Origin of the sequence: Aeromonas sp. SER, from assembly GCF_038739615.1 — a bacterium.
Classification (GTDB): domain Bacteria; phylum Pseudomonadota; class Gammaproteobacteria; order Enterobacterales; family Aeromonadaceae; genus Aeromonas; species Aeromonas jandaei.
Genome location: NZ_JBCGFC010000016.1, coordinates 12,869 through 34,094, shown reverse-complemented (window position 1 = coordinate 34,094; position 21,226 = coordinate 12,869). Strand labels below are relative to the sequence as shown.

Below are 21,226 nucleotides of genomic sequence, written 5' to 3'. Positions count from 1 at the left end.
AATTATGAAGATTGATAAATTGGAGTATCATTTTCATACTCTAAGTGGAGGATTTGAACTTAGAGTTGAAGCAAACAATGAGAAGAGTATGGGAGCTCTTTATGAACTGCACTCTATTTTCTTTGAAGTTAAGAATAAACGTTTTGTTTACGATAGTGAAATTCATTATGTAACAATGAAAATGAAGGAGGAAGTGAGGCTATATACTAAGAAGTTTGAAAAATATATTCCACAAATTAACCAGTTGAATAGTGCTATCTCTAAAATGGAGTGTGGTGAAGGCTTTGCTTTATTGAGCAAAAAAATTGATTCTACAATAGATGAAATAATGGTTATCGACGCAGTATTATCGAGCAACTCATTTTCAATTCCCGATCTTGGGAAACTTAGTAGTGATGATCTTTGCGCATTTAAAAAACAAGCTTATAACTATAGATTTTTTAGCCCACGAGTTGATCTAAGAATTCTAATAGGACCAGCAAGAAAGAAGGAACGTAAATGTAGATTCTGTGGAGAGACCACTTATACAGGTGCTACCTTTAAAAAAGTAGCTCATGCGATACCCGAGAGTCTTGGTAATAAAAATATCATTTGCGCTGACGAATGTGACACATGTAATCATTTTTTTGGTAAGACGTATGAGAAGTCTCTAGTTGAATATTTTAACTTTTTTAGAGTAATAGATGGTGTTAAGTCTAAAGAAGGTTTTCCTTTTATTAAATATCAAAATGGATATGCATTTCATCGTGACGGATTGTCTCAGGTTTATTCTGAAAACATGATCATGAATGAGGATGGAAGTGGTTCGATAAAGTTAAAGTCAAATGAATATTATAGTGATAATTATTTTTATAAGGCTTTGTGTAAAATAGCACTATCAGTAATAGATACAGAAGAATTAGAGTCACTAGAATTGACATTAGATTGGTTGAAAAACGAAAATAATGCAGGTCATCGCTTGCCTCTTGTAGGTTTAAGAATGACACCAGAGTTCTATGTAAGTAAACCAAGAATTATTGTTATGACAAGGACCAACGATAGTTTAAGCACTCCCCATGCTATGGCTGAGCTTAAGGTAGGATTCTATAGTTTCTTTTTCATTTTACCATATTCCGATAAGGACGAAATTAGCTATTGTACAGAGAGCGAGCTTGAGGTGTTATTTAAAGTTTTCCCGCAATATTCTCCAAACGTTGGTTGGAAGTATAAGTCACACATTAACAATGAAATGAAGAAAATTGAAGTTTCAATCAATTTTAGCTCTTAAACGGTTTGAGCCTTAACAAACTGTTTAAGAGTGATTCGGCACGCGTGGCATTTTTACTATGCGTTGGTTTTAGTGGTTAAGGTGGTATGCGGAAGCATCAGTATAGCGTGCCTCACTCCTTAATTGGGCGTTATGGCTCAGAGTGAAGAAATATGATATCCAATGTAAATTTAAAGAAGGTACTGGATAAGTCTTATACGTCTTATTCTTCTGATGATGTACTGAAAATCCATCGCCATGTCGAAGGCTATCTAAAACGTGTTTTTCTCATTGGCTTACGTTTAAACTCAGTACAATACGAAACAGCGAGAACAATAGTCGATACAGCACACTTAGATATTAAAAGCATGGTGGCTAAGGCTTGGTATTTATTAGATTCCTCTTCTCATCGGAGTCAATCAGTGGCTATCTCGCATTTATCTGCAAACTACCCTGATATGATCAAGCTAAGAGATTTATTTTTCTCTTTTAGCTGTGTGTATCGAAACAAACTGGCTCACGGAATTATAGATACAATTTCTGGTCAAGAGTTGATCGATACATTGTGTCACTTGAATATTTCTTTTTATAAGGAAATGGAGCGTGTATTTCAGTTGGAGCATGGATATTCTGCATATGAAAGCCCTGGTGATTGGGGTGCTACTAGGGGGACATCTGAAGATGTCCTCGTAGCTATGGGGCGATTGCGCCTTGGTAGCTTATCTGCGAACCCGAAAAGTACAGCAGTCGTTATATCAGAACTGGCAACTACATCGTACCCCAAGCCATAACAAAGCGTTTAAGACGGATTCCCAACGCTTGGCATTTTTAGCGTCATCGTTGGGTTTCGTGTTTAAGATGGTATAGTTAGGTTCAGTGGTAGCGTTGCTCACACCTTAATACGGCGTTACGCGACAGGTTTAACAAGTTTTTGCGTTAAATTCGCATCGTGAATTTTAACCGAGCTTTTTAAGCCGGTAATTTTATCGTTAGGCCAAAGTCGATTTCCGGTTTTCTATTTTTACCAATCGTCACCAATGCCGTGGCGTTTATAACAGGTTTTTGCACACAGAAAGCCCGTAGGTTCGAATAGCGCAGCGTATTCGGACAATCGCGAATAACCCAGCCGCGATATAAGCAAGGATCGGAAGATCCTCTTGCGGGGTTGCTATCGACCACCTTGGGGTGGCTCAAGGCTCGCCGGTGCCACTATAAGCTGGATTTATGGGTTTTCCGATAATGACCCAACTTTTGCTTATAGTGGCTGCCACCAGCCCAGCAGCGCCTGTGGTGGCCAACTGGCCAGCTGCCGGGCGCTTGTTATAGATTCTTCCGATCCAGCTACAGGTAGTTCCCCTGTCGCAGGGCGGTCAGCAGCTCATCCACCAGCGCAGCGACCGGTTTGCCGGCGTTGAGCAGATGGATCTCCGGCTGCTCCGGTGCCTCATAGGCGGAGTCGATACCGGTAAAATTGCGAATTTCCCCTGCCCGCGCCTTTTTATAGAGCCCCTTGGGGTCGCGTTCTTCACAGATGGCGAGCGGCGCATCGACAAAGACCTCGACAAACTCCCCTTCACCCAAGAGACTGCGCACCAGCGCCCGCTCGGCACGAAACGGCGAGATAAAGGCGGTGAGCACGATCAGGCCCGCATCCACCATCAGCTTTGCCACCTCGCCGACCCGGCGGATATTCTCCTGCCGCGCGGCATAGTCGAAACCGAGATCGCCGCACAGGCCGTGGCGCACATTGTCGCCATCGAGCAGATAGGTGTGCTTGCCCTCGGCAGCCAGCGCCTGCTCCAGCGCCCCCGCCAGAGTCGATTTGCCCGCCCCCGACAGCCCGGTAAACCAGATCACCAGCGGTCGCTGCCCCTTGGCTTCGGCCCGGCTGGCCTTGTTCACCGCATGCTGGTGCCACACAACGTTATTCATCCTGACTCCTTCTTTTCGGCGCAATCCCGCACCTCACCCTGACCCTCTCCCAAAGGGAGAGGGAACACTCCCTGCCTCCTCTTTTCCCTCGGCGGGATCAGGCCCCTCACCCTAACCCTCTCCCAGAGGGAGAGGGAATATTTGCCTCTCCCAAGGGAGAGGCACCAGGCGCTATGACTTACCGCTGTCGTTGTTGATGGTCAGCGCCTGCCAGTGGGGGAAGTGCTTGCGCACCAGCGCATTGAGCTCGATTTCAAACTCGCTGTAGTGACCTTTGGCGACTTTGGCGGCCAAGCCTTCCACTATCATGCCGGCGCCGACGGTGACGTTGCTCAGCCGGTCGATCAGGATAAAGCTGCCGGTATCGCGGATCTCCTGATACGGGTCGAATGCCACCGGGTCGGTGAGGCTCAGCTCGCACAAGCCGATTTCGTTGAGCTTGAGCTCGCTTGCGGGCAGCTCGTCGAGCTTGTTGATCTCGATGCGGTGGCGGATGGCCTCCACCTGACCGCGACTCTTCTTGGTGGCCAGCTTGACGTCGTAGACCCGGCCCGGTTGCAGGGACTCCTCCCCCATCCAGACGATGTGGGCCAGCAGGTTCTGGGTCACTTGCGGACGGTTGGCGGCATCCACCAGCAGGTCGCCGCGGCTGATGTCGATCTCGTCGGCGAAGGTGACGGTGATGGCCTGACCCGGCAGGGCGTACTCCAGATCGCCGTCGAAGGTGACGATGCGGGTGACTGTGCTCTCCTTGCCCGACGGCAGCACAGCAAGCCGGTCGCCCACCCGCAGGATGCCGGAGGCGAGCGTGCCCGCGAAGCCGCGAAAATCGAGGTTGGGGCGGTTCACATACTGCACCGGCAGGCGCACCGGATGGCGCTCCAGCTCGCGCTCCACTTCAGCTGTTTCAAGCAGGGAGAGCAGGGTTTCCCCCTGATACCAGGCCAGCTTGTCGCTCTGGTTGACCACGTTGTCACCGTCCAGCGCCGAGACCGGCACGATATGGATGGTATCGACGCTGAGCTTCTTGGCGAACTCGCGGTAATCGGCGCTGATGCGCTCGAACACCTCCTGACTGAACTCCACCAGATCCATCTTGTTGACCGCCACCACGAACTGCTTGATGCCGAGCAGGCTCGCAATAAAGCTGTGACGGCGGGTCTGATCCAGCACGCCTTTGCGGGCGTCGATCAGGATGATGGCCAGATCGCAGGTGGAGGCGCCGGTGGCCATGTTGCGGGTGTACTGCTCATGGCCCGGTGTATCCGAGATGATAAATTTGCGCTTGGCGGTGGAGAAATAGCGGTAGGCCACGTCGATGGTGATGCCCTGCTCGCGCTCCGCTTGCAGGCCGTCTACCAAGAGCGCCAAGTCCAGCTTCTCGCCGGTGGTGCCGAGCTTCTGGCTGTCGGACTCCAGCGCTTTGAGCTGATCTTCATAAATCTGCTGGGAGTCGTGCAACAACCGGCCTATGAGGGTGCTCTTGCCGTCATCCACGCTGCCGCAGGTGAGAAAGCGCAGCAGACTCTTGTGCTGCTGGGCGTGCAGATAGGCTTCGATGCCCTGTTCGGTAATGGCGGTCTGAATATGGCTGTTCATGCTGACGACTCCTTAGAAATATCCCTGACGCTTCTTCTGCTCCATGGAGCCGGCCTGATCGTGGTCAATCAGCCGCCCTTGCCGCTCGCTCGAGGTGGTGAGCAGCATCTCTTCAATAATTTCCGGCAAGGTGGTGGCAGCGGATTCGATGGCCCCGGTCAGCGGGTAGCAGCCGAGGGTGCGGAAGCGCACCAGCTCCTGCTTCACCTCATCCTCGGCGGTGAGCGGCATGCGCTCATCATCCACCATGATCTTGATGCCGTTACGCTCCACCACCGGGCGATGGGCCGCAAAGTAGAGCGGCACTATGTCGATGTTCTCGAGATAGATGTATTGCCAGATGTCCAGCTCGGTCCAGTTGGAGAGAGGGAACACCCGGATGCTCTCCCCCTTGTTGACCTGGCTGTTGTAGACCCGCCACAGCTCGGGGCGCTGGTTCTTCGGATCCCAGCGGTGGGACTTGTCACGGAAGGAGTAGACCCGCTCCTTGGCGCGGGACTTCTCCTCATCGCGGCGGGCGCCACCGAAAGCAGCGTCGAAGCCATATTTGTTGAGCGCCTGCTTGAGCCCCTCGGTCTTCATGATGTCGGTGTGCTTGCCGCTGCCGTGCACGAAGGGGTTGATGCCCATGGCGAGCCCTTCCGGGTTCTTGTGGACGATCAGATCCAGCCCGTACTTTTTGGCGGTTTCGTCGCGGAACTTGATCATCTCCTTGAACTTCCAGTCGGTGTCGACGTGGAGCAAGGGGAACGGGATCTTGCCCGGATAGAAGGCCTTGCGGGCCAGATGCAGCATGACGGAGGAGTCCTTGCCGATGGAGTACATCATCACCGGGTTTTCAAATTCGGCAGCCACCTCGCGGATGATGTGGATGCTCTCGGCTTCCAGCTGCTGCAAGTGGGTCAATCTTTCACGATCCATGTTGGTCCTCTGGTCATTACTAACGCGCATGGTCAGGGCGCGGGGTGGTTCAGTGCGCGGCCGCACCGGCAGCCGCATCAAATAGCTCTTTGCGCTCAGGCCAGCTGCACCAGCTTGAGGTCGCAGCTATCGAGATCCGGGTTAGCGCGAAGCTGCTTGCCGCTTTTTTCTCCGCTCTTTTCCCCAAACCAGGCGAGCCGTTCGCGCAGGGCTACTACCTCGCCGATGACGATAAGCGACGGGCTCACCGCCTTTTTGGCCAGCTCGGCCAAATCGGCCAGAGTGCCGGTCAGCACCCGCTGGCGGGATGTGGTGCCGCGCTCGATGATGGCGATGGGGGTGGCTTGGCTGCGGCCGTGATCCACCAACTGCTGCTGGATATGCCCGGAGCGCATCAGCCCCATGTAGATGACAAGGGTCTGACTGGTGGCAGCGAGCTGCTGCCAGTCGGGCTCCTTACCCTCTTTTTGGCAGTGGCCGGTAATAAAGACGGCGCTCTGGGCATAGTCACGGTGGGTGAGCGGAATGCCGGCATAGGCGGTGGCTCCGGCGGCAGCCGTGATGCCGGGCACCACCGAGAAGGGGATGCCTTCGTCGGCCAGCACTTCCAGCTCCTCGCCACCCCGGCCAAACATAAAGGGATCGCCCCCTTTCAGCCGCACTACCCGATTGCCCGCCTTGGCGTATTCCACCAGCAGGCGATTGGTCTCCTCCTGCGGCACGCTGTGGGCACCCGCCTTCTTGCCAACCGACACCAGAGTGGCATCGCGGCGCACCAGATCGAGGATCTCGGCGGAGACCAGCTGGTCGTAAAGCACCACTTCAGCCTGTTGAATCTGTTGCAATGCCTTGAGGGTCAACAGGCCCGGATCGCCGGGGCCCGCGCCGACCAGCACAACTTCTCCTACTTCGCTTTTCGCCTGGTCGAGGCCATCGCTCAGCCACTGCTCGGCCCCTTGCCAATCCTCTTTTTCAATCAGGCTGGCGAGGGTGTTGGAGGCAAAGGCGCGCTCCCAGAAGCGGCGACGATCGGAAATCGAGGAGAGTACCCGCTTGGCCTTGTCACGCACCCGGCCGGAGAGCTCGGTCAGTCCGCCGAGATGGCGCGGCAGCAGGCTCTCCAACCGCTCGCGCAACAGGCGCACCAGCACCGGCGCCTTACCGCCGCTGGAGACAGCCACCATCAGCGGCGAACGATCGATGATCGAGGGGAAGATAAAGCTGGAACGCTTGGGGTCATCCACCACGTTGACGAACAGACTCAGCTGGTTGGCGCTTTGGTAAACGAGCGCGTTGACTTCGAGGTTGTCGGTCGCCGCCACCACCAAAATCTGGCCTGCCAGATGGGCCGGGGTGAAGCGCTCGGCAAGATGGGTAAAACGACCGGCAAATTCCGTGAATTCGGGTTCAAGCTCCGGGGAGACGATGGTCAGCCTGGCACCGGCCGCCAGCAGCAGGCGCGCCTTGCGCAGGGCCACTTCGCCCCCGCCCACCAGCAGCACCGGGCGCCCGTCCAACTTGGCAAACATCGGCAAATAATCCATTTCGACCCATCCCTCGGAATACGACTAATATGGGGCGACTATAGGCAGGGCCACTTATCCCTCAAAATAATAAAAAATGCTTTTTAAGACACTTTGGTAATTAGCAAAGCCATTTACTGACTAAAGAGAGCGAAAGTCGCTTGTAGTGCCAAAGGGCAAACCCTAGGCTATGGACTGTGTTTCATAAGGAGCTTAATGATGAACGAATCATTGATTGTGCTAGGGATTTTTGTATTTCTGGTCATCGCAACCCTGAGTGCCGGCATCAAGATAGTGCCACAGGGCTTCAACTGGACTGTCGAGCGCTTCGGCCGCTACACCCGTACCCTGACCCCGGGCCTCAACCTGCTGATCCCCTATGTGGATCGGGTCGGCCACAAGATCATCATGATGGAGCAGGTGCTGGACATCCCGGCACAAGAGGTGATCTCCCGCGACAACGCCAACGTCACCATCGACGCCATCAGCTTTGTGCAGGTGGTGGATGCCCGCAAAGCGGGCTACGAGGTCAACGATCTCACCAGCGCTATACGCAACCTCACCATGACCAACATGCGTACCGTGCTCGGCGCCATGGAGCTGGACGAGATGCTCTCCCAGCGCGACACCATCAACGAGAAGCTGCTGCGCACCATGGATGCCGCCACCGCCCCTTGGGGCATCAAGGTGACCCGCATCGAGATTAAAGATGTACGTCCGCCGCTGGCGCTGGTCGAAGCGATGAACGCCCAGATGAAGGCCGAGCGCCAGAAACGGGCCGAGGTGCTGGAGGCCGAAGGGGTGCGCCAGTCCAAGATCCTGAAAGCCGAGGGGGAGAAACAGTCCCAGATCCTGAAAGCCGAGGGTGAGCGTCAGGCCGCCTTCCTCGCCGCCGAAGCGCGGGAGCGGGCTGCCGAAGCGGAAGCCAAGGCGACCCACATGGTCTCCAAGGCCATCGCCGAAGGGGATCTGCAGGCCATCAACTACTTCGTGGCCCAGAAATATACCGAAGCGCTGGCGCGCATCGGTGAAGGTCCCAACAGCAAGGTGGTAATGATGCCGCTGGAAGCGGGCAGCCTGATTGGCGCCGTGGCCGGCATGGCCGAGCTGTTCAAGGATGGCAAGGGCGGCAAGTCATGATCTCCCTGTTCGAGGGGCTGACCCACTGGCACTGGCTGGGGCTCGGCTTCGTGCTGCTGGCCATCGAGGTGCTGGGGTCGGTGGGTTTTCTGCTCTGGACCGGCATCGCCGCGCTGGAGGTGGGCCTGCTGCTGCTGGTCTGGCCCTTCGGCTGGCAGGCACAACTTCTGCTGTTCGCCCTGCAATCCCTGCTCACCACTTGGGTCTGGTGGCGCTGGCAGCACAATAGGGATCGCTCAGGAAAAGATGCCGCCGCTCCCATCAACGAGCGGATGCAGAGCTATCTGGGCCGTGAGCTGACCCTGCTCGATGATGTCGTGCAGGACAGCAGCCGGGTGCATCTGGACGATACGGTCTGGACGGTGCGCTGCAGCCAGCAACTGCCGGCAGGCACCCAAGTCAGGGTGGTAGGAGCTGACTCCCATATCCTGCTGGTTGAACCGCTCTCCTGACCGCCAGCAAGCCATAAAAAAGCCCGCGATATCGCGGGCTTTTGTTTGCATCACCATCAAGTGCGCAGCCGATCCAGCTGGCTGGCCAGCGCCGTTGCCGCTTGCTCCAGCGTTTCGCTGAGCTGATGGCTGGCATTGGCCTCCTGACCAATCACGTTGGCGGTGTCGCCAATACGCATCAGGTTCTGGTTGATGTCGTCGCTGACGGCGCTCTGCTGTTCAGCAGCCGTGGCGACCTGGCTGATATGGTCGTGGATCTGCTGGATCTGGGAGACGACCAGATTGAGCGCCTCGAATGCCTGCTCGGTTCCCTGCACGGTAGAGCTGGAGCGCTCGATGCCGGTATTCATCAGGCGCTGGCTACTGTTCACCTCGGCCTGCAAGCTACCAATCAACTGACCTATCTCGTCGGTTGACGCCCTTGTCTTGGTCGCCAGCGCTCGCACCTCGTCAGCCACCACCGCAAAACCGCGCCCCATGTCGCCAGCGCGGGCCGCCTCGATGGCGGCGTTCAGAGCCAGCAGGTTGGTCTGCTCGGCGATGGCACGGATCACATCGAGGATCCGGCTGATATTGGCGCTGCGCTGGGCCACCAGTGCCACCGCCTTGTCAGCCTCGTGCATATCCTCAACCAGGGTATGGATCTCCTGCCGTGCATTGCTCAAGGTCTGCTGGGCACTGTTGATGTGATGGGTCGCAGCCTCCGACTCCTCGGCAGCCTGCTCGGCATAGCCTGCGACGCTGACCGCGGTAGTGCTCATCTCATGCATGGCACTGACCACGCTCTCCAGCTCCAGATGCTGTTCATCCAGACTCTGGCGCATGGTGTTGGCAGTCTGCTTCATGCCTCTGGCCTGATCGTTAACCTGCTGGCCTATCTCCTTGCTGCTCTGCACCATACCGCGCAGCTTGCCAAGGAAAGCGTTGAGATGCCTTCCCAGCTCTATCAGTTCTGCGTGGGTATCAATCTCGATCTTCTGGGTCAGGTCTCCCTCATTGCTGGAGAGATGGGATACATGACGGCTGATCAGAGCCAGCGGCGCAGTAATGGTCTGGATAAACCAGATCAGCAGGCCAAGCACCAGCAGCGTGATGACTCCCATGGCCATCACCTGCTGCTGCTGGGCATCCTGCAGCAGGGCGCCCAGATCGTTACTGATGCTGCGCGCCTTGCTCAGCGCCAGCGCTTTGGGCACCTTGATCATCAGCCACCACTGGGCATTGGCGACATCAACCCGGATCGGCTGCTCGAGGATAAAGTCACTGTCACTGCTGACCCGCTGGCCGGTCGGCAGGGCAAGGCCCACCTCCTTGAGCGGGCGACCCAGTTTGTTGGCGTAGCGGTTGCTGCCAACAATCAGCCCCATCTTGCTGACGATGGTGACATCCGCCTTGTTGTCATAAAGGCTCTTGCCCAGCGTTTCGGCCAGTTGCTGGAAGATGGGCAGGTTCATGTCGACCCCGGTCAGACCGACAAATTTGCCGTCGTGAAGAACGGGCACGGTCAGGCTGGTCATCAGCATCTTGTTGCCCGGGCTTATCTCGTAGAGGTAGGGCTCCATCAGGCAGGGTTGGCGGGTATCGCGGCCACAGAGATACCACTCGCTGTTGCGGATGCCAAATTCGTTGACGGATGTATCGAATTTGGCCTCGCTGGCAGCCGCATCGATCGGCTGCTGGGTAACTGTGCCCCCCTGATCCTTGGTGAAGTAAACCTCCAGGCTCCCCTTGCCCGCCACCGAGTGGCTGGCTCCGGCCACCCAGTTGGCATCCTCGCCATCGTAGCCGTTCGGTTCAAACTGGGCATAGATGGAGCTGATCCCGCTCGCCTGTTGCAAGCTGCTGCCGAGCAGCGACTCCACCTGTGGCCGTGAGAGACGTTGTTCCGGTTTGGCCATGGCCGCTTCAATCTGGGCAGTGACCGTCAGGGGGATCTGGTAGGAGTTCTGCATCAGAGAGGATATCTGGATGGCATAGCGCTCCGCCTGATACTGCAGGCTGTGGGAGACCTCCTGCTCCAGCGCATCGCTGGTCTGGGTCATCACCATGGTACGAAGAGAACTGAAAGAGGCCGATTGCAGCAAGGTCATGGCCAACCCGGTGAGCAGAAAGAGCCCCATGGTCAGACACAAGAGCTTGAACTTGAGCGAACGTTGTTTCATGCGGCAACTCCTTATGGCAAGAGTAACAACGAATAAGTTGAGTATATTCCCCTACTTGCCACTCACCCGATTTGTTGATGGGTTTGCAGCCGGCTTCTGGTTATAATTTTTGCCTTCCCGAGCGTTGATGGAACAGTCGCAAATGAGCAATGCACTGAGCAGTATCCCACCGGTAGTCGAAATGGACTACCCCTTTCCGGCCAAACCGCAGCCCCTGAGTGCCGAGCAGAGAGCCGCCCTGACGACAGAGATAAAGGCACTGCTCAAGGAGCGCAAGGCGGTGCTGGTAGCCCACTACTACACGGATCCCGAGATCCAGGCGCTGGCCGAAGCCACTGGCGGTTTTGTTGGTGACTCGCTGGAGATGGCCCGTTTTGGCCGCGATCACGAGGCTCAGACCCTGATCGTCGCCGGGGTGCGCTTTATGGGCGAAACCTCCAAGATCCTGAGCCCCCACAAGCGGGTGCTGATGCCGACGCTGGAGGCCGAATGCTCGCTCGATCTGGGCTGCCCCATCGAGCAGTTCTCCGCGTTCTGCGATGCCAACCCGGATCATACCGTGGTGGTCTACGCCAATACCTCGGCTGCGGTCAAAGCGCAGGCTGACTGGGTCGTTACCTCCAGCATCGCGCTCGAGATTGTCGAACACCTCGACAGTCTGGGTCACAAGATCATCTGGGGCCCGGATCGCCATCTGGGTGCCTATATCGAGAAGAAAACCGGCGCCCAGATGCTGCGCTGGCAGGGCCACTGCATCGTCCACGACGAGTTCAAGGCCCGCGCCCTGCGCGAGCTGAAAGAGCAGAATCCGGACGCCGCCGTGCTGGTTCACCCGGAATCCCCCGCTTCGGTAATCGAGCTGGCCGATGCGGTCGGCTCCACCAGCCAGCTGATCAAGGCAGCCAAAGAGCTGCCCCAGCAGAAGCTGATCGTGGCGACCGACCGGGGCATCTTCTACAAGATGCAGCAGGCTTGTCCGGAGAAAGAGATGGTGGAAGCCCCGACCGGTGGTGATGGTGCCACCTGCCGCAGTTGTGCCCACTGCCCCTGGATGGCGATGAATGGTCTGGTGGCGATCAAGGAGGCGCTCACCGATGGAGCCGAGCGCCACGAGATCCATGTCGATGAAGCGCTGCGGGTAAAAGCCCTCATCCCGCTCGACCGCATGCTCAATTTCGCCGCCGAACTCAAGCTGAAAACCCAGGGCAACGCCTGATTGCCGGGATAACGAGATGCAAAGAGGGCTCCCGCGGGAGCCCTCTTTATTTAGCTGAACCTCATCCTGCTCAGATGATCACGGTAGAGAAGCTGTGCTCCTCATCCGGTGCGACGGTCACCCCCGCATCCCCGGCAATGGCAGCTTCGACGCAGAGCATGGTGCGATAGCCGTCATCGCTCATGTCAGCCATGGCGGTAGCCCCTTCCAGCCAGGGGGTCCAGACCACTGTGCTGTCATGGTTGCCACTTACCACCCGGATCTCGCGCTCGCCATCTTGCACACTCACCAGCGCCTCAGGCTGCCAGTAGACCCGATCCAGCGGCCCGTTCAGGGTCAACGCCCCCTGCTGCTGGCCATTCAGACCGGTCAGCTTGTCGGCATAGGGCTCGCCAAGGCCGGTGACGCTCACCGCCTCCGGTGCGCTGATCTGCAAATAGGTGTGCAGCGCCCCGCTATAGACCAGCGGCTGGCTGCCGGTATTGCGAGTGGTCAGCACCAGCGAAAGCTCCTTGCCAACCAGCACATCCAGCTCCAGTTCGAAGGCGTGATCCCACAGGGCACGGGTGGCGTCGCTGTCGCGCAGAGAGAGATGGACGAGCGTGCCGTCGGCATGGTCGGAGACCCCGTCCAGCATCCAGAGGGTGGTGCGGGCAAAACCGTGGGAAGGCTTGCCGCTACCGACACGGGCCGGCGCCGGACCAAACCAGGGCCAGCAAAGCGGAATACCGCCACGGATCGGCTTGCTGCCATCCAGCACCGCCTTGTCGCTCAACCAGATGGAGGCTGGCTCACCATGGCGCTGATAGGTGAGCACATGACCACCGAACAGGCTGATCTCGGCCTTGGCATAGTCGTTGTTGACGGTGAGAACGGGCAGGCCGGCTGCATTGTTGGCGAGCTGGCAGCTGGCTGTCAGGGGACGAATGGATTGCATGAGGACTCCTGTCATCAGGGAAACCGGAAAACAAAAAGGCGGCCCATGGCCGCCTTTTTCAAGCTACGCGATTGCGCATCCCAAATTACTTGGTGATGTGAGCGATCAGGTCCAGAACTTTGCTGGAGTAGCCCATTTCGTTGTCGTACCAGGATACAACTTTAACGAACTTGTCGGTCAGCTGGATACCAGCTTTGGCGTCGAATACGGAGGTCTGACGCTCACCCAGGAAGTCGGTAGATACAACTTCGTCTTCGGTGTAGCCCAGAACGCCCTTCATGGAGCCTTCGGAAGCAGCTTTCATCGCTTCGCAGATTTCTGCGTAGGTGGCAGCTTTCTTCAGGTTAACGGTCAGGTCAACAACAGACACGTCCGGAGTCGGAACACGGAAAGCCATACCGGTCAGCAGGCCTTTCAGTTCCGGGATAACTACGCCAACAGCCTTGGCAGCACCGGTAGAGGACGGGATGATGTTCTGAGCCGCGCCACGGCCACCGCGCCAGTCTTTGGCAGACGGACCATCAACGGTCTTCTGGGTAGCAGTGGTAGCGTGAACGGTAGTCATCAGACCGGATTCGATACCGAAGGTGTCGTTCAGTACTTTGGCGATCGGAGCCAGGCAGTTGGTGGTGCAGGAAGCGTTGGAAACGATGTCCTGGCCAGCATAGGTAGCGTGGTTAACGCCCATTACGAACATCGGGGTCGCGTCTTTGGACGGGCCAGTCAGAACAACTTTCTTGGCACCGGCAGCGATGTGCTTGCGAGCAGTCTCGTCGGTCAGGAACAGACCGGTAGCTTCAGCAACAACGTCAACACCGATTTCGTTCCAACGCAGGTTGGCCGGGTCACGCTCAGCGGTAACACGTACGGTTTTGCCGTTTACAACCAGGTTGCCGTCTTTAACTTCAACGGTACCCTTGAAACGACCGTGGGTAGAGTCGTACTTCAGCATGTAAGCCATGTAGTCAACATCGATCAGGTCGTTGATACCAACAACTTCGATGTCAGAACGCTCGCAAGCCAGACGGAATACGAAACGACCGATACGGCCAAAACCGTTAATACCTACTTTGATAGTCATATTTAGTTACCTAACTGTTCAGTAGTCAAAGAAAATTCCGCTTGTAAATTTACTAGAACTCTCTGGTGAGTCAACCAACATTCTGTCTGAAATTGCGCTATATCATGAAAAACTGTGAAATTTATTTTCTGTTTATGTAACTGATTACCACGTTTTGTCGAAAAAGAGGTCAGTTGTTGCATCGCCCGGAGATCGACAATAGTGCCTGCCACGTCACACAACCGTGATGATGGATATGTAAAAATGTGCGCGGTTTAGCATGGCCCATAGAGCCACTGTTCAAGTACCACCCCATAAAAATCAAACAAAATAGTATAGATAGAATCCACAGCGGGAATTCTCAAACTATGACCACCCTGATTGAACAGCTGGCTGCCGCAAAAGGCATTGCCAGCGAGTATGTCGATGCCTGGGGCCAGCCGGCTCAGGTATCCGAAGAGAGCAAGGCCGCCATGCTGGGCGCCATGGGTTATCGCGTCGATGACGAAGCAGCCCTGATGCAGCAGCTGGAAGAGGAACATCGCCAGCACTGGCTGCGAGCGCTGGATCCCGTCATGGTGGTTCGCACCGGTGACGCCGTCACGCTCGAAGTCCGTCTCCCCATCGAATTCGTCAATGACGCCCTCACCTGGCAGCTCAAGCTGGAACAGGGCGGCGAGCTCTCCGGCCAGTTCACCCCCATCGAGGGCGAGCTGGTTGGCGTGGCCGAATTTGAAGAGATGGAGTGCCAGGCCTACCGCGTGACACTGGAGATGGCCCCTGAACTGGGTTATCACGAGCTGGTACTGCTGGAAGAGGGCAACGACGAGCCGCTGGCCACCATGCGCCTCATCGTTGCACCCAAGGCGTGCTACAAGCAGGCACCTATCGCCAATGGTCGCAAGGTGTGGGGCCCGAGCGTGCAGCTCTACTGCCTGCGCAGCCGCCACAACTGGGGTATCGGCGATTTCAGCGATCTCGGCCAGCTGGTCGAGAAAGCGGCCGACTGGGGTGCCCACTTCGTCGGTCTCAACCCCATCCACGCCCTCTATCCGGCCAACCCGGAGAGCGCCAGTCCCTACAGCCCCTCTTCCCGTCGCTGGCTCAACGTGGCCTACATCAATGTGGAAGCGGTGCCCGAATTCCAGAGCAATGCGCGCCTGAAAGCTGACGTGGCGAGTCCCGCCTTCCAGCAGCATCTGGCCGATCTGCGCGCCAAAGAGAACGTCGATTACACCGGCGTCATCGAGACCAAGATCGGCATGCTGCGTCAGGTATTCGACGACGCCACCCTGAGCGCTGAGCGTCAGGCCGCCTTCGATGCCTTCGTCGCCGCCGGTGGCGACAGCCTGCAACAGCAGGCCGCGTTCGATGCCCTGCAAGCCTATTTCTATGGCAAGGGCGAGAATGCCTGGGGCTGGCCGGTATGGCCGGAGCAGTTCCGCAACTACCACAATCCCGCCGTTGCCAAGTGGATGGCCGAACACCAGCAGGATGTGAACTTCTACCTCTACCTGCAATTCCTGGCCGACGAGCAGCTGGCGCAAGCCGATGCCCGTGCCAAGGCTGCCGGCATGGTGATGGGGATCTACCGCGATCTGGCGGTGGGCGTCTCCGAAGGCTCCACCGAGATCTGGGCCAACCAGGATCTCTACTGCCCGAAAGCCTCGGTCGGTGCGCCGCCCGATATCCTCGGCCCGCTTGGTCAGAACTGGGGTCTGCCCCCGATGAACCCGAACAGGCTGTTCGAAGCGGCCTACCAGCCGATGGTGGATCTGTTCCGTGCCAACATGCGCTCCTGCGGCGCACTGCGCATCGACCACGTGATGGCGCTGCTGCGCCTCTGGTGGGTCCCACCCGGAGAGTCTGCCGCCAAGGGCGCCTACATCTACTATCCGGTCAACGATCTGCTGGGCATCCTGGCCCTCGAATCCCACCGCAACCAGTGCCTGCTGATCGGCGAAGATCTGGGTACCGTGCCGGAGGGGATCGACGTGACCCTGAAGGAGAACGGCGTCCACTCCTACAAGGTGTTCTTCTTCGAGCGCTCCAAGGCCGATGGCGGCTTCATCTCCCCGGCCCACTATGCCGAGCAGGCGATGTCTGCCCTGACCACTCACGACATGCCGACTCTCAAGGGCTTCTGGCACTGCGATGATCTGGCGCTGGGCCGCCAACTGGGTTTGTATCCAGATGAAGATGTGCTGAAGAGTCTGTATGCTGATCGCCACCAGGCCAAACAGCGGATCCTCGACAGCCTGCATGGCCACGGTGTCATCCCCGAGAGCATCAGCCATGACGTGAACTGGGTCGGTATGAATACCGAACTCAACCACGGTCTGCAGATCCACATGTCCCGTGGCAGCTGCGCCCTGTTCAGCACCCAGCTGGAAGACTGGCTGGAGATGGACAAGCCGGTCAACGTACCGGGCACCAGTTACGAATACCCCAACTGGCGCCGCAAGCTCTCCACCGACCTGGAAGATATTTTTGCCAATGAGGCACTCAAGGCACTGGCCGGCAAGATGAGCCGCGCCCGTGATGAGGCCAGTCGTTGAGCGGTTGTCCGCTACAGCCGACTCACCTAAATCCGCTCCGGCCCTGGCCGGAGCGGACGCTCTGTCATGAAAGGAAATCTCGATGCTCGTTGAACGTTTGGTTGCTGCCCGCTGTTCCGATCCCTTCTCACACTTAGGCCTGCAGGCCAATCCGGATGGGCCCGGCCTCAAACTGACTGCCTGGTTGCCTGATGCCGTTGAAGTTCGCGTCAAGGATCTCAAGTCGGGCAAAGTTGTTGCCACCCTGGCGCCCACCGATGAATCGGGTCTTTTTGAAACTGTTTTCACCCGCCGCAAGAACGCCTTCCCCTACCAGTTGCTCGTCAGTTACGCAGAAGCGACTGCCGAAGTCATCGATCCCTACCAGTTTCAGGATGCCGCCTGGTCGGGTCTTGCCGAACTGACCGCCCAGCCGGAAAACCTCTACCACACCCTTGGCGCCCAGCTGCGCACCGTGGAGCATCTCGGTCAGCAGGTGGAAGGGGTCCGTTTTGCGGTCTATGCGCCGAGCGCCACCTCGGTGAGCCTGATCGGCGATTTCAACTTCTGGGATGGCCGTCGCCACCCGATGGAGCGCAGCCAGTGCGGCCACTGGGTGCTGTTCGTGCCGGGCATCAAGGCCGGGGATCGCTACAAGTTCGAACTTAAAGATCCCATGGGCAACCGGCTGCCGCACAAGAGCGACCCGGTCGGCTTCTACTGCGAGCAGTATCCCTCGTTCGCCTCCGTGGTCTATGACCACGACCAGTACCAGTGGCAGGATGCCGCCTGGCGCGAGAGCCAGCTCAACGACAAGCGCGAGCAGCCGCTCTCCATCTATGAGCTGCACGTCGGCTCCTGGAAGCGTCACCCCAACGGCGACAGCCTGAGCTGGCGCGAGCTGGCGGTGGAGCTGGTCGCCTACATCAAGGAGATGGAGTACACCCATATCGAGCTGCTGCCGGTCTCCGAGCACCCCTTCAGCGGCTCCTGGGGCTACCAGCCGGTGGGTATGTTCTCCCCCACCAGCCGCTACGGCACCGCGGATGATTTCAAATACTTCGTCGATCAGTGCCACCAGGCCGGGATCGGCATCATTCTGGACTGGGTACCCGCCCACTTCCCGTCCGATGCCCACGGGCTGGCCCGCTTCGACGGCACCCCGCTCTACGAATACGAAGATCCGCGCCGTGGTTGGCACCCGGACTGGAACTCCTACATCTACGACTTCGGCCGCAATACCGTGCGTCAGTTCCTCGTAGCCAGCGCCCTGTTCTGGCTCGACAAGTTCCATATCGATGGTCTGCGGGTCGATGCTGTCGCCTCCATGCTCTATCTGGACTATTCGCGCAACGCCGGCGAGTGGGTACCGAACGTCGATGGCGGCAACCACAACTACGAGGCGATCAGCCTGCTCAAGTGGACCAACGAGGAGGTCTATCGCAAGTACCCCCACGCCATGACCATCGCCGAGGAGTCCACCGCCTTTGCTGGGGTCTCCCGTCCCACCTTCCTGGGGGGCTTGGGTTTTGGCTTCAAGTGGAATATGGGCTGGATGCACGACACCCTCACCTACATGCAGAAAGAGCCGATCCACCGTCGCTATCACCACAACGACATGACTTTCTCCATGGTTTACCACTATGACGAGAACTTCATCCTGTCGCTCTCTCACGACGAGGTGGTGCACGGCAAACACTCCATGCTCTACAAGATGCCTGGCGACGAGTGGCAGCAGGCCGCCAACCTGCGCGCCTACATGGGCTTCATGTACGGCCACCCGGGCAAGAAGCTCAACTTCATGGGCACCGAAATCGCCCAGAGCAACGAGTGGAACCACGATGCCCAGCTGCCCTGGCACCTGCTGCAATATCCCAAACACGGCGGCCAGCAGCGGTTGATCCACGACCTCAACCACCTCTACCGTCATGAGCCTGCCTTGTATCAGGCGGACTATGAGCAGAACGGCTTCCGCTGGCTGGATCACAACGATGCCGACAACAGCATCTTTGCCTGGCTGCGGGCCGACAAAGAGGGCAAGCAGGCCATCATGGTGGCGTGCAACTTCACGCCGGTGCCGCGCATCGAATACCGGATTGGCGTACCGGCGGCGGGCCACTATCGGGTGGTGCTCAATACCGACAGCGAGTATTACTGGGGCAGCAACTATGATGTGGGTCTGGTCTTCGCGGCCGAGCCGACCCCCTGGCAGGGGATGGCACACAGCATAGTGCTGGATCTGCCGCCACTGGCGACCTTGTTCATCAAACAGGAGTCCTGATGCTGGTAATGGAAAAAGGGTCGGGCTACCCGCTGGGGGCCCGTCTTGACGAGAACGGTTGCAACTTCTGCGTCTGGGCTCCCCAGTCGGACAAGGTGGAACTCTGTCTGTTCGACGAACAGGAGCAGGAGCTGGCGCGCCTCGAGCTGCCCGGCCGCCGCGGCCAGTATCGCTTTGGCTATGTCAGCGGCGTGCAAGCCGGCCAGCGCTACGGCTACCGGGTCTATGGCATCCCCCAGGAGGGGATGCTGTTTGACCCGCAAAAGCTGCTGATCGACCCTTATGCCCGGGCGGTGAGCCGCCCCACCTACTGGGACAACGCCCTCTATCAGGGTGACAGCGCCGCCATGATCGCCAAGTCGCTGGTGGTGGATGACGCCTTTGACTGGCAGGGGGTAGGAAAACCGGCCATCTGCCACTCGCGCACCATTCTCTACGAGGCCCACGTCAAGGGCTTTACCCGCCAGCACCCGGGGATCCCCAAGGAGCTGCAGGGCACCTATCTTGGCATCAGCCACCCGCTGATGATCGAACACATGAAGTCCCTCGGCATCACCTCGCTACAACTGATGCCGGTGGCCGCCTTCATGTCGGAGCCCCGGCTGGAAGAGCTGGGACTGACCAACTACTGGGGCTACAACCCCATCGCTTTCTTCGCCCCCGAGCCCCGTTACGGCACCAGACAAGACGATGCCGTGACCGAGTTCAAGACCATGGTGCGCGAGCTGCACCGGGCCGGGCTCGAGGTGATTCTGGATGTGGTCTACAACCACACCGCCGAGTCGGGCTTCGACGGCCCCATGCTCTCCTTCAAGGGCTTTGACAACGCCGGTTACTACGCCTTCGAGGCGGGCTCCCACGGCCCCGATTACACCCGTCACGCCAACGTCACCGGCTGTGGCAACAGCGTCAATCTGGATCACCCCAACACCCTGCGACTGGTGCTCGATGCCCTGCGCTACTGGGTGACCGAGATGCAGGTGGATGGCTTCCGCTTCGATCTGGCGGTGACGCTGGCCCGCGAAGCGGGCGAGTTCGACCCCATGGGCGCCTTCTTCAAGGCGGTGATGGCCGACCCCGTGCTGTCACAGGTCAAGCTCATCGCCGAACCCTGGGATATCGGCCCCTTCGGCTATCGCCTCGGCCAGTTCCCGAGCCAGTGGCTGGAGATCAACGACCGCTACCGCGACACGGTGCGCTCCTTCTGGCGCGGCGATGCGGGCAAGATGGGTGACTTTGCCACCCGGCTGGTCGGCTCGCGGGATCTCTTCCCGAAGAACTGGCGCTCGCCCCACACCAGCGTCAACTACCTCTGCTATCACGATGGCTTCACCCTGGAGGATCTGGTCTCCTACAACCAGCGCCACAATCAGGCCAACGGCGAGGATAACCGCGACGGCCACGGCAACAACCTCTCCAGCAACCACGGCGTCGAGGGGCCGACCCTGGATCCGCGCATCAACAACCTGCGCCAGCAGCAGAAGCGCAACCTGATCGCCACCCTGCTGCTCTCCCAGGGCACCCCGCACTTCCTCGCCGGCGACGAGATGGGGCGCAGCCAGCTTGGCAACAACAACGCCTACTGTCAGGACAACCAGATCAGCTGGGTCAACTGGCAGTGGCGCCCGGAGGATGAGCGGCTGTTCGCCTTCACCCAGCAGATGATGGCGCTGCGGGCGGAGTCCACCGTCTTCTCCAACCTGCAACTGAGCGATGACAGCTGGCACGGCACCGCCACCAGCTGCCATCAGGTCAACTGGTATCACCCGGATGGCCACCAGCTCACCGATCAGGATTGGCACGCCCCCATGGGGCAGGCGTTTGCCATGGATATCGGCATGATCAACTGCGTTGGCGAGCGCTGGTACGTGCTGTTCAACGCCAGCGACTACGATATCCAGTTCCGCCTGCCACCGCCGGGGGAAGGGCTGGAGTGGATCCAGACCATCGACACCGCCACCAACGACGGGTTGCCGTTCCTGCCCGACGACATCAAACGGCAGGTGGCGGTCGGCCGCGCCCACTCCCTCAAGCTGCTGGAGCGGGTGGCACTGGCCTGTACGGCTGAGGATGCCCAGCCGCCGGAGCAGGCGCTGCTGCCGGCATCCAGTGCGGATATGGCTGAAACCCCGATCACAGATCCGGGCAAACCATAACAGGCATGCTGGAGTCAGCTTTACGGAGCCGCTATGCTGGGCTCCGTTATTGATGGCAAGGAGT

At 58.0% G+C, this 21,226-nt stretch carries 15 protein-coding genes; 8 read left to right on the top strand and 7 right to left on the bottom strand.

The window, feature by feature from the left end; genetic code table 11:
- The first annotated feature begins 4 nt into the window (after window positions 1-4).
- A complete protein-coding gene (locus tag AAHA41_RS19385) occupies window positions 5-1,267 on the top strand; it encodes an HNH endonuclease (RefSeq protein WP_342697335.1) in 1,263 nt (420 codons plus the stop codon).
- Window positions 1,268-1,419: 152 nt separating this feature from the next.
- A complete protein-coding gene (locus AAHA41_RS19380; protein ID WP_323070815.1) occupies window positions 1,420-2,037 on the top strand; it encodes a hypothetical protein in 618 nt (205 codons plus the stop codon).
- Window positions 2,038-2,587: 550 nt separating this feature from the next.
- On the opposite strand, the gene cysC is transcribed toward AAHA41_RS19380, so the two are convergent.
- The 4 genes from cysC to cysG form a co-directional block, all read right to left on the bottom strand.
- Complete coding sequence (cysC, locus tag AAHA41_RS19375; protein WP_323070814.1) at window positions 2,588-3,178, bottom strand: adenylyl-sulfate kinase; 591 nt, start codon at window positions 3,176-3,178, stop codon at window positions 2,588-2,590.
- A gap of 171 nt (window positions 3,179-3,349) precedes the next feature.
- A complete protein-coding gene (cysN, locus tag AAHA41_RS19370) occupies window positions 3,350-4,777 on the bottom strand; it encodes a sulfate adenylyltransferase subunit CysN (protein WP_323070813.1) in 1,428 nt (475 codons plus the stop codon).
- Window positions 4,778-4,789: 12 nt separating this feature from the next.
- Window positions 4,790-5,728: a sulfate adenylyltransferase subunit CysD gene (gene cysD / locus AAHA41_RS19365; RefSeq protein ID WP_203977854.1), complete on the bottom strand. Its 939-nt coding sequence runs from the start codon at window positions 5,726-5,728 to the stop codon at window positions 4,790-4,792.
- A 65-nt stretch (window positions 5,729-5,793) separates the two neighbouring features.
- The gene (cysG, locus tag AAHA41_RS19360; RefSeq protein WP_323070812.1) at window positions 5,794-7,242 is read right to left on the bottom strand and encodes a siroheme synthase CysG; all 1,449 of its coding nucleotides are present in this window, start codon (window positions 7,240-7,242) and stop codon (window positions 5,794-5,796) included.
- 198 nt (window positions 7,243-7,440) lie between these two features.
- Between cysG and AAHA41_RS19355 the strand changes: the two genes are divergently transcribed.
- On the top strand, window positions 7,441-8,361 hold the full coding sequence (locus AAHA41_RS19355; RefSeq protein WP_041210247.1) for an SPFH domain-containing protein: 921 nt from the start codon (window positions 7,441-7,443) through the stop codon (window positions 8,359-8,361).
- The gene (locus AAHA41_RS19350; protein ID WP_323070811.1) at window positions 8,358-8,813 is read left to right on the top strand and encodes an NfeD family protein; all 456 of its coding nucleotides are present in this window, start codon (window positions 8,358-8,360) and stop codon (window positions 8,811-8,813) included. The genes AAHA41_RS19355 and AAHA41_RS19350 overlap by 4 nt, the downstream gene beginning before the upstream one ends.
- Before the next feature lie 56 nt (window positions 8,814-8,869).
- Here AAHA41_RS19350 and AAHA41_RS19345 read toward each other — a convergent pair whose 3' ends face one another.
- Entirely contained in the window at window positions 8,870-10,975 is a 2,106-nt protein-coding gene (locus AAHA41_RS19345; protein WP_323070810.1) for a methyl-accepting chemotaxis protein, read from the bottom strand.
- 142 nt (window positions 10,976-11,117) lie between these two features.
- Between AAHA41_RS19345 and nadA the strand changes: the two genes are divergently transcribed.
- On the top strand, window positions 11,118-12,191 hold the full coding sequence (gene nadA / locus AAHA41_RS19340) for a quinolinate synthase NadA (protein WP_323070809.1): 1,074 nt from the start codon (window positions 11,118-11,120) through the stop codon (window positions 12,189-12,191).
- A 70-nt stretch (window positions 12,192-12,261) separates the two neighbouring features.
- Here the strand turns inward: nadA and AAHA41_RS19335 are convergent, their stop codons facing one another.
- Window positions 12,262-13,128 (bottom strand): D-hexose-6-phosphate mutarotase, encoded by an 867-nt coding sequence (locus AAHA41_RS19335; RefSeq protein ID WP_201930536.1) that lies wholly within the window; start codon window positions 13,126-13,128, stop codon window positions 12,262-12,264.
- Window positions 13,129-13,213: 85 nt separating this feature from the next.
- On the bottom strand, window positions 13,214-14,209 hold the full coding sequence (gap, locus tag AAHA41_RS19330) for a type I glyceraldehyde-3-phosphate dehydrogenase (protein WP_033113224.1): 996 nt from the start codon (window positions 14,207-14,209) through the stop codon (window positions 13,214-13,216).
- A 347-nt stretch (window positions 14,210-14,556) separates the two neighbouring features.
- Between gap and malQ the strand changes: the two genes are divergently transcribed.
- The 3 genes from malQ (at window position 14,557) to glgX (ending at window position 21,162) form a co-directional block, all read left to right on the top strand.
- Window positions 14,557-16,746, top strand: a complete 2,190-nt coding sequence (malQ, locus tag AAHA41_RS19325; RefSeq protein ID WP_182926217.1) for a 4-alpha-glucanotransferase — start codon at window positions 14,557-14,559, stop codon at window positions 16,744-16,746.
- A gap of 82 nt (window positions 16,747-16,828) precedes the next feature.
- Window positions 16,829-19,006 carry a 1,4-alpha-glucan branching protein GlgB gene (gene glgB, locus AAHA41_RS19320; RefSeq protein ID WP_203131963.1) on the top strand — a complete coding sequence of 726 codons (2,178 nt, stop codon included), beginning with the start codon at window positions 16,829-16,831 and terminating at the stop codon, window positions 19,004-19,006.
- On the top strand, window positions 19,006-21,162 hold the full coding sequence (gene glgX, locus AAHA41_RS19315) for a glycogen debranching protein GlgX (RefSeq protein WP_201961567.1): 2,157 nt from the start codon (window positions 19,006-19,008) through the stop codon (window positions 21,160-21,162). Before glgB ends, glgX begins: the two co-directional genes overlap by 1 nt.
- Window positions 21,163-21,226: the final 64 nt, after the last annotated feature.

Coding starts and splice junctions, on each gene's coding strand:
- AAHA41_RS19385 (WP_342697335.1), top strand. CDS start 5: ATGAAGATTGATAAATTGGAGTATCATTTTCATACTCTAAGTGGAGGA.
- AAHA41_RS19380 (WP_323070815.1), top strand. CDS start 1,420: ATGATATCCAATGTAAATTTAAAGAAGGTACTGGATAAGTCTTATACG.
- cysC (WP_323070814.1), bottom strand. CDS start 3,178: ATGAATAACGTTGTGTGGCACCAGCATGCGGTGAACAAGGCCAGCCGG.
- cysN (WP_323070813.1), bottom strand. CDS start 4,777: ATGAACAGCCATATTCAGACCGCCATTACCGAACAGGGCATCGAAGCC.
- cysD (WP_203977854.1), bottom strand. CDS start 5,728: ATGCGCGTTAGTAATGACCAGAGGACCAACATGGATCGTGAAAGATTG.
- cysG (WP_323070812.1), bottom strand. CDS start 7,242: ATGGATTATTTGCCGATGTTTGCCAAGTTGGACGGGCGCCCGGTGCTG.
- AAHA41_RS19355 (WP_041210247.1), top strand. CDS start 7,441: ATGAACGAATCATTGATTGTGCTAGGGATTTTTGTATTTCTGGTCATC.
- AAHA41_RS19350 (WP_323070811.1), top strand. CDS start 8,358: ATGATCTCCCTGTTCGAGGGGCTGACCCACTGGCACTGGCTGGGGCTC.
- AAHA41_RS19345 (WP_323070810.1), bottom strand. CDS start 10,975: ATGAAACAACGTTCGCTCAAGTTCAAGCTCTTGTGTCTGACCATGGGG.
- nadA (WP_323070809.1), top strand. CDS start 11,118: ATGAGCAATGCACTGAGCAGTATCCCACCGGTAGTCGAAATGGACTAC.
- AAHA41_RS19335 (WP_201930536.1), bottom strand. CDS start 13,128: ATGCAATCCATTCGTCCCCTGACAGCCAGCTGCCAGCTCGCCAACAAT.
- gap (WP_033113224.1), bottom strand. CDS start 14,209: ATGACTATCAAAGTAGGTATTAACGGTTTTGGCCGTATCGGTCGTTTC.
- malQ (WP_182926217.1), top strand. CDS start 14,557: ATGACCACCCTGATTGAACAGCTGGCTGCCGCAAAAGGCATTGCCAGC.
- glgB (WP_203131963.1), top strand. CDS start 16,829: ATGCTCGTTGAACGTTTGGTTGCTGCCCGCTGTTCCGATCCCTTCTCA.
- glgX (WP_201961567.1), top strand. CDS start 19,006: ATGCTGGTAATGGAAAAAGGGTCGGGCTACCCGCTGGGGGCCCGTCTT.